Source organism: Nocardia sp. NPDC005825 (assembly GCF_040630175.1).
Classification (GTDB): Bacteria; Actinomycetota; Actinomycetes; order Mycobacteriales; family Mycobacteriaceae; genus Nocardia.
Genome location: NZ_JBEXXC010000005.1, coordinates 20,632 through 33,493 on the forward strand (window position 1 = coordinate 20,632; position 12,862 = coordinate 33,493).

General features: G+C 70.4%; 10 protein-coding genes. 1 reads left to right on the forward strand and 9 read right to left on the reverse strand.

Annotated features, from left to right (window positions below; translation table 11 throughout):
- Positions 1-6 precede the first annotated feature (6 nt).
- From ABZ382_RS15365 to ABZ382_RS15380, 4 genes are all read right to left on the reverse strand, one after another.
- Complete coding sequence (locus ABZ382_RS15365) at positions 7-1,989, reverse strand: hypothetical protein (RefSeq protein ID WP_357088861.1); 1,983 nt, start codon at positions 1,987-1,989, stop codon at positions 7-9.
- Complete coding sequence (locus tag ABZ382_RS15370; protein ID WP_357088863.1) at positions 1,986-2,306, reverse strand: hypothetical protein; 321 nt, start codon at positions 2,304-2,306, stop codon at positions 1,986-1,988. Before ABZ382_RS15370 ends, ABZ382_RS15365 begins: the two co-directional genes overlap by 4 nt.
- A gap of 61 nt (positions 2,307-2,367) precedes the next feature.
- Positions 2,368-2,679, reverse strand: a complete 312-nt coding sequence (locus ABZ382_RS15375; RefSeq protein ID WP_357088865.1) for a DUF6802 family protein — start codon at positions 2,677-2,679, stop codon at positions 2,368-2,370.
- Between the two features lie 105 nt (positions 2,680-2,784).
- A complete protein-coding gene (locus ABZ382_RS15380) occupies positions 2,785-2,991 on the reverse strand; it encodes a PspC domain-containing protein (protein ID WP_357088867.1) in 207 nt (68 codons plus the stop codon).
- Between the two features lie 116 nt (positions 2,992-3,107).
- Between ABZ382_RS15380 and ABZ382_RS15385 the strand changes: the two genes are divergently transcribed.
- Positions 3,108-4,751: an ABC-F family ATP-binding cassette domain-containing protein gene (locus ABZ382_RS15385; protein WP_357088869.1), complete on the forward strand. Its 1,644-nt coding sequence runs from the start codon at positions 3,108-3,110 to the stop codon at positions 4,749-4,751.
- Between the two features lie 56 nt (positions 4,752-4,807).
- Here ABZ382_RS15385 and glmM read toward each other — a convergent pair whose 3' ends face one another.
- The 5 genes from glmM to ABZ382_RS15410 form a co-directional block, all read right to left on the reverse strand.
- A complete protein-coding gene (gene glmM / locus ABZ382_RS15390) occupies positions 4,808-6,184 on the reverse strand; it encodes a phosphoglucosamine mutase (RefSeq protein WP_357088872.1) in 1,377 nt (458 codons plus the stop codon).
- Between the two features lie 162 nt (positions 6,185-6,346).
- A complete protein-coding gene (gene rpsI, locus ABZ382_RS15395) occupies positions 6,347-6,862 on the reverse strand; it encodes a 30S ribosomal protein S9 (protein WP_357088875.1) in 516 nt (171 codons plus the stop codon).
- On the reverse strand, positions 6,859-7,302 hold the full coding sequence (rplM, locus tag ABZ382_RS15400; protein WP_357088878.1) for a 50S ribosomal protein L13: 444 nt from the start codon (positions 7,300-7,302) through the stop codon (positions 6,859-6,861). Before rplM ends, rpsI begins: the two co-directional genes overlap by 4 nt.
- Before the next feature lie 225 nt (positions 7,303-7,527).
- Positions 7,528-10,038, reverse strand: a complete 2,511-nt coding sequence (locus tag ABZ382_RS15405; protein WP_357088881.1) for a hypothetical protein — start codon at positions 10,036-10,038, stop codon at positions 7,528-7,530.
- A 79-nt stretch (positions 10,039-10,117) separates the two neighbouring features.
- Positions 10,118-12,811 (reverse strand): ATP-binding cassette domain-containing protein, encoded by a 2,694-nt coding sequence (locus ABZ382_RS15410; RefSeq protein ID WP_357088884.1) that lies wholly within the window; start codon positions 12,809-12,811, stop codon positions 10,118-10,120.
- Positions 12,812-12,862 lie beyond the last annotated feature (51 nt).

Consider the following 12,862-nt stretch of genomic DNA (forward strand, 5'->3'; position numbering starts at 1 on the left):
CGACGGTCAAGGGATCTCGACACCTGCCTCCGGAATCTCCAGCGGCACATCGGGATTGCCCAGCCCCGCGCCAGGATCGGCGGGTGACACCGGCACCGACAGGTCAGCAGGCGGACCCCCTTCGTCCCGTGGCGACTCGCCGCCCAGCGGCGCGGTCGGCCCGGGGGTTTCGGGCACCGCCGGACAGACGGTGGACCCGCCCGGCTCGCCGCCGTCAGGGGACTTTCCGGCATCCAGCTCAGGAGTACCGATGCATGTGGGTATGGCCGGTTCGTGCCCTCCGGAAGGCGCTGCCGGAGTAGGCAATTCAGCTGATGGTGGAGCCATGCAGGGGACCTGAACCGGAGTGAACCTGGTCGGGACCTCCGTGGCGCACGGTGAACCCGGCGGCGTGACAGCTTCAACCGGGGGCGAATTACCTGGTGGGCGCGGGTCTGGCGCGGCAGTCGCCGAATCGGGGTCACCGGCGGCAGGAGCGGACGGGTGCCCGACCGTGTTGTCCGGGGCGAGTGCGGGTTTACCGGAGTCGTCGGTTGTCAGGCTCCAGACCTGAGTTCGGCCGGATTCGTCGGTGACGGCGATGGACATGTCACCCGTCGGGTCGCGATCGACTGCGAAATGCTTTCCAGCGAGATCGAATTCGAGATGACCGGACGGAAGGTTCGACGTCGCAGGGCCGGGGTGCGGTTCGCCAGACTTCTCCTGCCCCGCAGGCGTCTCCACGTCGTCCGGGGCATCGGACGCGGGCCCGGACAGGGAGCCAAGTTGTTCGAGGACGGCGGAAAAGCCCTGCTGCACACCGGTTTCGAGCTTGCCGATGAGGCCCTCGAGCGCCTGCGCGAACATTTCGGTCCGGGGCTGGGCCTGTTTCGGCACGGCGGCGGACCCCGAATCGGAGGGGGTGGGTGCACCGGAAACCGGCGGCTCCGCGGCGGTCCCCGGTCCGACGGACGCGGGTTCGGTGGTCTCGACCGGACGGGCGGACGCGCCCTTCGCGCACCCGGGGTCGCAGGGTTCCCCGCTCGTGGTGCCGGCGGCGGGCCGACCGGGTCCCTCCCGCGTAGGTTGGGGCGTGCCCGAATCGCCTGGCCCGCAGCAGACCCGCGACTGCGCCGCCCCGACATCAGCTTCCGGGCATTGGCCAGGACCTGCCGACAGCGGCGGAGAATCCGGCTCGGACGGCGCGGGAACCGCGCCGGGCCGCACACCGGCAGGACTGGTCACCGCCACCGCCGAGTCGGTCTGCGCCCCGGCAGAGTTGCCGAGCAGGGCCGCGGAGCTCGTCTCCGGCTGGGGCAGCAGGGCTTGGGATGGTTGTGGATAAGTGTGGTCGATGACCTGCTCGAAGGCCGTGATGATGGTGCGGTAGTGGGATTCGACGGTGTCGGCGGTGGCGGCGCAGGTGGCGGTGAAGGCTGCCAGTTGCCGGTCGACCTCGGGACGGAACGTGGCTGTGAGCCACGAGTCCGCTTCCGCGAGGGCGCTGATGGCGTCGGGAGTTCTGCCGTCGAGGGTGATGGGGGCTTCGTCGTCGGGGGTGGGCTCGAGGAGGCCGCGGGTTCGTTCCGCTTTGGTGAGGATGGCGGCGCGGATCGGGTCCAGGGCGGCGGCGATCGCCTGGGAGGCGGTGCGGATGGTGTCGAGATCTTCGCGAGCCTGGCGCAGTTGGGAATTCAGGAGGGCGAGGGCCTCGGTTCCGGTAGCGCCGGTCCAGGCAGACGGAAGGGAGTTCGCCACCGCTCGGTGGGAGGTGAAGCGGGATTCGGCGTCGGCGAGCGCCTTGTCCAGTTCGGTTCGGGCGGTGTCGAATTCGTCGAGGTTCAGACCGCGTTGTTCGTCGTAGCGGGCGTAGAGCTCGGTCACGGTCACACCGGATGGTTCGCCGAATGCCTTGGTGTACAAGGGCAGGAACTGTTCCCAGTAGCGCAGGCCGGGCGCTCCATGGTCGAGGATCTGGTCGACGGTCTTGCCGGTGGGGTCGAAGGTCATCGCCCGACCTGGTGAAGCGCGGTGGCGTGGTCGTGGTCCAGGCGGGCGTATTCGGTGGCCGCGCGGTCGAGGACATCGGCGGTGGCGGCGGCCGCGGCAGCCCAGTGCCGGAGGCAGCCTGCCGCGCGCTCGAATCCGCTGTGGATCCCGGCGCCCTGGGCTGAGTAGTCCCGTCCCGCCGCGTCCTTGCCGAGGCCGAAGGCGTGGTCGCCGATGGCACGGGCGTGCTGTCGCAGCGCCCCGGCGTTGTCCCGCAGGGTGGTGGCCGCGGTGTGCAGGGCGGTGACACGCACGCCGAAGTCGCCGGATTCACCCATCGATCCCCCCTCGATTCCCCACGGGCCGTGGCCCGTGGCGTGAAACCCCCGTCAGCCCCGGCTAGGTGTCGCCGAGGTGTCCGCCGTCCGTGCGCACCCACGCGGTGGTGCCGTCGGAGTTGTGGTGGAATTCCCAGGCGGCGTAGTCACCGCCGCTGTCCACCACGGTCACATGGTCGGCGTAGCCGTCGTGATCCAGATCCGTCCACACCTGCATGGCGTGTGCGGTGCCGGTGGTCACGGTGTCGGCCAGGCCGTCCGCGTCGAGATCCTGTGTGGGGTGCGACAACTCGACCGCACCTAGCCCACCCAGTTCCGAATGCGCGTCCAGTCCTGGCAGATCCAGTCCGGGCAGTTCACCCGATGTGACCATGGTGTGCACTCCTCCGCAGTGGCGTGATCACCATCCTGGCACTCGCGATCACCCCTCGCACCACCTTCGATGCCGATTGTGGACAACTCGCGCCCTGGGGATGACTCAGCGCTTGGGGATGATGATCCACAGCGCGATGTAGAGCAGGAACTGCGGTCCGGGCAGCAGGCAGGAGAGGATGAAGAGGAAGCGGACGAGACCGGGGCTCCAGCCGACGTATTCGGCGAGACCGCCGCACACGCCGGCGATCCACTTGTCGTGCTGGGAGCGGGTCAGTCGCTTCGGGGCCGGGGTCGGAAACTCTGTGGTCATGTCTCCACTCTGCCGAGCCGCGGCCGCGCGCACATCGGTCGCTCACCCGATGACGACCCTGAACTTTCCGAGGCCCGACGTCAGGGTGCCACCCTGAACACGGCAGAATCGCCCTGGTGAGCACCACTCTGCATGCGCGCGGCCTGGCCGCCGGACACGGCGAGCGTCTGCTGTTCTCCGACCTGGACCTGATCCTCGCCCCCGGCGATGTGATCGGCCTGGTCGGTGTGAACGGGGCGGGCAAGTCGACCCTGCTGCGCATGCTCGCCGCCGGCGACGCCCACGAGGGCGAGATCGTGCTGAGCCCGCCGGACGCCACCGTCGGCTACTTGGCCCAGGAGCCGGAGCGCATCGAGGGCGAGACGGTGCTGGAGTTCCTGTACCGCCGCACCGGGGTGGCCGCCGCCCAGCAGACCATGGACGCCGCCGCCGAACGCCTCGCCGACGGCGGGGATGACGAGTACTCCCCCGCCCTGGAGCGCTGGCTCGCCCTGGGCGGCGCGGACCTGGAGCAGCGCGCCGACGAGGTGGCCGCCGATCTGGGCCTCACCGACAGCCTCCCGCACGGTCTGGCCACCCCGATGACCGTGCTCTCCGGCGGTCAGGCGGCTCGCGCCGGTCTGGCCTCGGTCCTGTTGTCCCGCTTCGACATCCTGCTGCTCGACGAGCCCACCAATGACCTCGATCTGGACGGTCTGGCCCGGCTCGAGCAGTTCGTGACCGGGGTCCGCGAACCGCTCATGGTGATCAGCCACGACCGGGAGTTCCTGGCGCGCACCGTCAATCGCATCGTCGAACTGGATCTGGCGCAGCAGCAGGTCGGCGTGTACGACGGCGGCTACGACTCGTATCTGGAGGAGCGGGCGATCGCGCGCCGCCACGCCCGCGAGGCCTACGACGAGTTCGCCGACACCAAGGCCGGTCTGGAGGCGCGCGCCAACATGCAGCGCAACTGGATGGAACACGGTGTCCGCAATGCCCGCCGCAAGTCGAAGGCGGATTCGGACAAGATGGGCCGCAAGGCCCGCGCGGAATCCACCGAGAAGCAGGCGTCCAAGGTCAAGCAGACGCTCAAGCGCATCGAACGCCTGGACGCGGTGGAGGAACCGCGCAAGGAGTGGGAGCTGCGCATGTCCATCGCGGCCGCGCCCCGCAGCGGCGCGGTGGTCGCCACCCTGTCCGGCGCGACGGTGTCCCGCGGCGAGTTCACCCTGGGACCGGTGACGGTGCAGGTGGATTGGGGCGACCGCATCGTGCTGACCGGCGCGAACGGCGCGGGCAAATCCACCCTGCTCTCGCTGCTGCTGGGAAAGATCAAGCCGGACAATGGTTCCGCGTCGATCGGTTCGGGCGTCGCGATCGGCGAGGTCGATCAGGCGCGCGGCCTGTTCCGCGGAACCGCCACCCTCGCCGACACTTTCAGCGCCCAGATCCCCGACTGGAACGAGTCGGATGTCCGCACCCTGCTCGCGAAGTTCGGGCTCCGGGGCCCGCATGTGCTGCGCCCCAACGACACGCTCTCCCCCGGCGAGCGCACCCGCGCCGCGCTGGCGCTGCTGCAGGCGCGCGGCGTGAACCTGCTCGTGCTCGACGAGCCCACCAACCACCTGGACCTGCCCGCCATCGAGCAGCTGGAGCAGGCCGTCGAATCCTTCGAGGGCACGGTGCTGCTGGTCACCCACGACCGCCGCATGCTCGACACCGTCACGGCGACCCGCCGCTGGCACCTGGCCGACGGCAGCCTCACCGAAACCCTCTGAGACGCCGAATCGCGCACCCGGGAGGGAAGTCCCGGACGCGCCACGCGACGAGGTGACTAGACGGCTTCGACCAGCTTCGCGAGCTGGTCGGCCAGATGCGAGGCCTGCGCCGGATCGGTCGCCTCGACCATGACCCGGACCAACTGCTCGGTTCCACTGGGGCGCAGCAGGATTCGACCGGTCTCGCCCAGCAGCTGTTCGGCCTGCGCGACGGCTTCCAGCACCGCGGGCGCGACGGCGACGGCCGCCTTGTCCGTGACCGGGACGTTCACCAGGATCTGCGGGACGACCTTCACGATGCCCGCCAATTCGGCCAGGGTGCTGCCGGTCTCGGCCATCCGGGCCATCAGTTTGAGGCCGGTGAGCACGCCGTCGCCGGTGGTGCCGTAGCGCGGGAACACCACGTGCCCGGACTGCTCGCCGCCGAGGGTGTAGCCGCCGTTGCGGAGGTCCTCGAGCACGTAGCGGTCGCCGACGGCGGTGGTGCGCACGGTGATTCCGGCCTCGCGCATGGCGATGTGCAGGCCGAGGTTGCTCATCACGGTGGCGACCAGCGTGTTCTCCGCCAGGTCGCCGGAGTCGCGCATGCCGACGGCGAGCACGGCCATGATGGCGTCGCCGTCCACGATCGCGCCGGTGGCGTCCACGGCCAGGCAGCGGTCGGCGTCGCCGTCGTGGGCGAGGCCGAGGTCGGCGCCGTGCGCGCGCACGGCGGCCTGGACCTGCTCGAGGTGGGTGGAGCCGCAGCCGTCGTTGATATTGAGGCCGTCGGGGTCGGCGTTGATGGCGATGACGGTCGCGCCCGCCTCGCGGTAGGCGGCCGGCCCGACCTCGGCGGCCGCGCCGTGCGCGCAGTCCACCACGACGGTGAGCCCGCGCAGGTCGCGGCCGGTGGCCTGGACCAGGTGCTCGACGTAGCGTTCGTGGGTGCCCTCGAGGCTGTAGCGGTCGTTCACGTCGAAGACGTGTCCGCCCAGGCCGGGGCGGCCGAGGATGCGGCCGATCGCCGCGCCGGTGGGCCGGGTGAAGCCGCCCTCCGCGACCAGCGCCTCGATCCGGTCCTCGACGGCGTCGTCCAGCTTGTGCCCGCCCGCGGCGAAGATCTTGATGCCGTTGTCCGGCATGGGGTTGTGCGAGGCGGAGATCATGACGCCCAGGCACGCGTCGTACACGCCGGTCAGGTACGCGACGGCGGGCGTCGGCAGCACGCCGACCGACAGCACGTCCACGCCCGCGGAGGTGAGGCCCGCGGTGACGGCAGCCTCCAGCATCTCACCGCTGGCGCGGGGATCGCGTCCCACGACGGCAACCGCGCGCTTCTTCCCGCGGCTCAAGACCTGCGCGGCCGCGGCCGAAACCTGTAGCGCCAGTTCCGGACTCAGCGACCCGTTGGCGAGCCCGCGGACACCGTCGGTACCGAACAAACGTCCCATTACCTCAACACCCCTGCAGTTCGGTGGATACAGCACGAGAGCAGGCTTCCAGCCGGTCCGAAAACCGTTGCGGGGAGCCTGCTCTCGCACAGGTTGCCGTGTAGACCGTACCGTGCCCGGCCCCCACGGGGGCCGGGCACGGTAGAGCCTGACGGCGCAATATCAGCGCTTCGAGTACTGAGGCGCCTTACGGGCCTTCTTGAGGCCGTACTTCTTACGCTCGGTGGCACGCGGGTCACGGGTCAGGAAGCCGGCACGCTTGAGGGCGGGACGGTCGTCCGGGGTGACCTCGATCAGCGCGCGGGCGATGGCGAGGCGCAGGGCGCCGGCCTGACCCGACGGGCCGCCGCCGACGAGGCGGGCGTAGATGTCGAAGGTCTCGACGCGCTCGACGGTGACGAGCGGGGACTTCACCAGCTGCTGGTGCACCTTGTTCGGGAAGTAATCCTCGATGGTGCGGCCGTTCAGCACGAAGTTGCCGGAACCCGGCACCAGGCGCACGCGGACCACGGCCTCCTTGCGGCGGCCGACGGTCTGGACCGGACGGTCCATGGCGACCGGGGCGGAGAAGGTCTCGGTGTACTCGGCCTCGGCCTCGTAACCGTCACCCTCTTCGACGACCTCCACGGCGGTGTCCTCGACGACGTAGTCGTCGTTGAATTCCTCAGGAGCGGTCACTGGGCCACCTGCTTGATCTCGAAGGGGATGGGCTGCTGGGCGGCGTGCGGGTGGTTCGGGCCCGCGTAGACCTTCAGCTTGCCGATGATCTTGTTGCCCAGCTTGTTCTTCGGGATCATGCCCTTGACGGCGCGCTCGACCAGACGGTCGGGGCGGGTGTCCAGGATCTGGCCCACGGTACGGCCCTTCAGACCACCCGGGTGACCGGAGTGGGTGTAGAGGACCTTGTCCTGCCGCTTGTTGCCGGAGATGGCGACCTTGTCGGCGTTGATGATGATGACGAAGTCGCCACCATCGACGTTCGGAGCGTAGGTCGGCTTGTTCTTGCCACGCAGGATGTTCGCAGCCTGCACGGAAAGACGGCCGAGCACTACGTCAGTGGCGTCGATGACGTACCACTTGCGGGTCACGTCACCGCCCTTGGGGCTGTACGTAGGCACAGTGCATCCCTGTCTGTCGTAGGTTTTGCCAGCCAAGTACGCGATCGAGCTGAATCCCGGCGGCCGGTGGAGACCCGGGGCTCGTGTGACAGCCGGAAACCCGGCCGTACCGCACACCAACGAGCAACCATACCAGCGGGGTCCGCGGACCCTCGAATCGGTCCCCGACGCCGCTGCCACCCGGTCCGATGCGGCCCGCCACCGGCGGATGCGCCCGGCCGGAGGTCAGATGTGCAACGGCGGGCCGGGGTCGATCCCGCGTACCGGGCCGGGCAGCGTGTAGCGGAGCGTGTCGATGCCGGAACGCACGCAGTCCGTCTTGTGCGGGTCGCCGATGGTGGCGACGCCGGAGCCGGGCAGCCCCGAGACGAACGGGGTCACCGCACAGCTCTCACCGACCGGGGTCAGCTCGATATCGGTGGCCCGGGTCATCCCGCCGACGGGCGCCGGGGATCCGGCCGTGGGGTCCTGGCGCTGATCCGAGTGCGCACCCAGGAGCGACAGGGCTGCCGCTCCGACGATGATGGGCGCGCCGAACGGCTTGCGCATCTTGTTCCACAGCTTGCCCTTGCGCTGCTTGCGATCGCCCTCGGAGCCGGATCCGGAGTCCGAATCCGACTGCCCAGCGGTATCTTCCGGCGTTTGCGGATTCGACCCACGCACCCCCGACGACATCGCCCCACCGTACATCCCGCCGGGCTGACCAGGAGCGTTTCCGCCGGATCCAGCAAAACTCCCGCGACCCGAACCGGACGTATCCCCCTCGGCCCCATAGGGACCCGCCGGGTAACCGCCGCCGCCGTAGCCACCCTGGCCGCTGTAACCGCCCGAGCCGTATCCACCCTGGCCGTACTGCGCGCCGGCGCCCTGCTGGCCGCCGTACTGCCCGCCCTGGCCCGGTTGCGCGCCGGCCGGACCGTAACCGCCCTGCGCCGAACCCTCCGAGCCCGGAGCGTTCGCCGAACCGTAGCCCGCGCCGTAGCCGCCCGCCGGGCCCGGACCGCCTGTGCCGGGCCCGAATTGACCCGCCGAGCCGCTCTGCTGCGGATAGCCGCCGGTGGTCGGACCACCCGGCCCGAAAGCTCCACCCTGACCGTGGCCGTAACCGCCCTGCTGCCCCTGTCCGCCGGTACCGTAGGCCCCCGCCGAACCCTGTTGCACGCCTGCGGAACCGGGCCCGTATCCGCTGTCGGCCGGGTAGCCCTGCTGACCTGACCCTGATGCGCCCGGCCGGCCCGATCCGGCGGCGCTCTGGTCACCCTGGCCGAACACCGTCGTCATCTGATCGTCGGCGGGCGAGCCCGGCGGCCGCATGAACCGGCCGCCCACGCCTTCGAGTCCGGGCGGCAGCGTCCCGCGCCCACCGACCACGGGCTGCGACCCGGTGGACGGGCCGTCGGCGCGGCGCGGAATCGCGTGGCCCGCTTCACCACTCGACGACGATTCGGCTCCGGCGGCGGACCGATCCTGCGCGGCCGCTTGCGCGGCGAGCTGCGCGAGCTCCTCGGCCGTCACCCGCTGGGTGATGCCGCCGGGCCCGGTATTGCCCAGCGCGCCGCCCTGAGGTGCGACCTCCTCCGCGGTCAGGCGGCGGGTTCGGCTGTCGGAGTCGGCGCTCTGGTCGGCGGCGTCGGGCGTGGCTTCGGCGGCCGGCAGCGGGGCGGCGGGCTGAGCACCCGGTCGTTGCGCACCCGATTCCGGCGCGGGGGTCGGTGAATCCTTGTGCCGGGGAATCATTTCCGGCTGCTGGGCCAGCGGTTCGGGCTGCCGCTGCAAGGGCTGGTCCGCGGCGGTCCCGCCGGGCACATGGCGCGGTCCTTGCTCGATCGGACGCGCGGCCGCCCCGCCCGGCTGCTGCCCGGGGCCTTGGGCCGCGGGCTGGGGCCGGTCGTAGGCCGGGTCGCCCTCACTGTCGGCGACCAGCAGGTGGGTCGCGCCGAGCACGAGCGCGTGCATCGGATGATCGGCCACCTGGAACCGATGGCCCAGATGGTTCTGGAACGCCAACCGCAACGCGTCGTTGAAGCAGACATTGCCCGTGAGCAGCACCGTGGAGGTGTCGGCATTGATGGCCCGCGCCGCGGCCATCACCTCGATGACCACATTGTCGGCGGCGTGCGCCTCGTGCAGCGCCTCGGCGGTGATGGCGACGCTGACCGATTCGGTGGGCTGGTCGTCATTGCCGTGGACCGCGACCACCAGGCATTCACGCCCGTCGGAATACACGCCGACCGCGCCGACAGCGGGCCCGCGGCCGGGCGACCGCACCAGTCCGAGCGCGCGCACGTACCCCGACAGCGCCACCGATTCGGGCAGCGGTTCGGCGGGCACGCCCAGCTGTTCCACCAGCCGCACGAACTCGTCGACCTGGGGGTCGGGCCATTCGTCGGGGAAGGGCAGCGCGAGCACGTCCGGCGTCGCCCCCAGGTGCTCGATGACCGAGGCCAGCGGGTTGTGCATGCGCGCCCGGAATACCAGTTCGGCGGGCCAGGTCGCCCCGGCCACCACGATCTGCGGGTGCCCGATGATGTCGCGGACGTCGGAGATGGCGATGCCGACGTCGGGCCGCCGGTCCACGCCCGCGGTGTGCAACCGGCCGGACGAGTCCGCCAACAGGTAGGCGGGAGGGGTGTACGAGCCCTCTACCTGGACCGGGCGGATGGGCGACCCGCCGCCACCGGCGGCCACCGACACCACGTCCCAGCCGAGATGCACTGCCCCAACTCGCGCTGTCACAGCCATCAGTCTGCCTGCTCGCTCCGTGGAGCGCGCGACCGAATCACTACTTCGCACCCCGGCCAGGGTGTGGTACCGGTCACGCCGACAGCTTCTTCAAGCGCAGACGCGACCAGGTGAACAGCGACAGCAGCACGGTGATCCCGACGAGGACGCCGATGTCCATGGCCCAGGTCCCGACGGTGTGTTTCCACAGGAAGTCCTTCTGCGCCTCCGGCATGGACGACATCGAGGGCAGGTTGATCGTCGACGCGCCCGCACCGTAGCCCCAGCGCGACGGGAACAGCCACGACAGCTGCTCCAGCACGGTCTGGCCGGCCACCGAGATCATGCCGCTGGACAGCACCAGCTGCGCCATGATGACGACCACCAGCAGCGGCATCACCTGTTCGTTGGACTTGGCCAGCGAGGACAGCACCAGGCCGAGCACCACACACGACACCGCGGTCAGCGCGACGTCGAGATACAGCTCGAGCGTGCCCGAGGAGAGCACCAGCCCGGTCCCGGGCGCGGGCTTGAACGCCAGCACGATGCCGATCATCACCGCGGACTGCAGCAGCGCCGCCAGACTGAAGATCACGATCTTCGACATCAGGTATGCGCCCGAACGCAATCCGACCGCGCGTTCCCGGTAGTAGATGGGCCGTTCCCCGACCAGGTCACGCACGGTGAGCGTGGCGCCCATGAAGCAGGCGCCGAGGATCAGCACCACGAGGAGCTGTTGTGCCTCGCCATTGCTGGCGGGTACGAAGTCGCCGTTGGGCAGCTGGGTGAACCCGACGGATTTGAATCCGCTCGAGCCCTTGACCACCAGCGACAGCGCGCCGAGCACGAACGGCAGCACGCACAGGAACGCCAGATACCCGCGGTCGGCGAAGATGAGCCGCGACTGCCGCCGTGCCAGGGTCGAGAACTGTTTGACGGCACTGGATTTCGGCGCCTTGGCCCGCTCCACCGGTTTGACCGGCGCGGGCGGTTCCGCGAAGGCCTGGCGGGAGCGGAAATTCGCGAAGGCCAGGTCCGGGTCGGCGTCGACGCGGCCGAAGATCTCGGCCCAGTCGCTGGTGCCCATGACGTGCCCGACGGTGCCCGGGTGCCCGCAGAACGCGGTCTTGCCGCCGGGCGCGAGCAGCAGCACCTGGTCGCACATGTCCAGGCAGGCCACCGAGTGGGTGACCACGATGACGGTGCGCCCGGCATCGGCCAGCTCCCGCAGCATGGTCATGACCTGACGGTCCAGCGCCGGGTCCAGGCCGGAGGTGGGCTCGTCGAGGATGAGCAGCGAGGGGCCGGTGAGCAGCTCCATGGCCACCGAGGCGCGTTTGCGCTGACCGCCGGAGAGCCGGTCCACGCGGGTGTCGGCGTGCTGGGTGAGCGAAAGCTCCTTCAGCACATCGGCGATCACCTGCTTGCGGTCGGCCTTGCTGGTGTCCGGGGGCAGTCGCAGCTGGGCGGCGAAGTTGAGCGCCTGCTTGACGGTGAGCTGCCGGTGCAGCACGTCGTCCTGCGGCACCATGCCGATGCGGGAGCGCAGCGCCTCGTATTCGGCGTGCAGGTTGCGGCCCTCGAAGGTGACCACGCCCGCGGACGGAAGCGTGGTTCCCGCAATGAGTTTCGACAGCGTGGACTTGCCCGCGCCGGAGGGTCCGATGAGCGCGGTCAGCGATCCGCGCCCGGCCTGCATGTTCACGTCCACGAGCAGCTGCTTGTTGCCCTCGACGGTGAACGAGACGCCGTGCACGTGCAGGCCCTGTTCGGCGACCGGCCGCTGCCGGTGCACGAGCGTGCCTTCCTGCACGACGAAGTCGACGTTACCGATGGTGACGATGTCGCGTTCGCGCAGCAGCGCGCGCTGTTCGCGGCGGCCGTTGACGAACGTGCCGTTGGCGGAGTTGAGGTCCTCGATGGCGAGGCCCTCGCGGTCGGGCACCAGGCGCGCGTGCTTGCGCGAGGCCATCGGATCGTTGACCACGATCTCGTTGTCGCTGGTACGACCGATGTGCAGACCGTTGCGCGGAATCCGGTCGGCGCGCGCGATGGCCGCGGTGGAGGCCCGCGCGCGGATCGGCGGCAGCGCCGAGGTGTCCGCCTTGGTGGTCATGTTGATGGGATCGCCGCCCTGCGGCGGCTGGTTGACCGGCGGGCGCACCACATTCGGCGGGGCCGCGTTCCCGACGGGCGGAGTCGGCCGCTGCGGCACCGGATTCGGCTGCTGATGCTGCGGACCCGATACCGGCCGGTTCGGGTTCCACTGATTCTGGTTGGGCTGGGCCACGTTCGGCGGCTGCCAGGCCTGCTGCGGTCGCTGCTGCACCGGCGGGCGCTGCGCGAACGGCTGTTGCGCCTGCTGCGGCTGCCCGACCTGCGGCACCTGCGGCTGCGGCCGGGACGGCGGCCGATTCTGCGGCGCGGGCCGCTGTTGCGGTTGCGGTTGCGGCGCGCCACCGCCGCCGCCGCGCGCGGGCTGCGGGAGCAGGTGCAGCAGCGGGCCGCTGATGGCGTCGCCGAGCCGCACCTGGGTGGGCCGGTTGATCACCAGCGGCGTGGTCAGCCGGCGCGCGTCCACGAAAACGCCGTTGGTGCTGCCGTTGTCGCTGAGCATCCACGATCCGGCCTCGTAGCTGAGGATCGCGTGCACGCGGGAGACCAGTGGGCTGTCGACGAACAGCGTCACCTCCGGCGCCCGGCCCATCGTGATCTGCTGAGTCGCGTCGAAGACCCGTTCGGTTCCATCATGACGCACGGTGATCTGCTGCGCCCCCGGTGAAGACATGGTGGGATGATAATTGAAGCCCCCGGAGTCCGGCGTCGCGCTTCTCGGCCG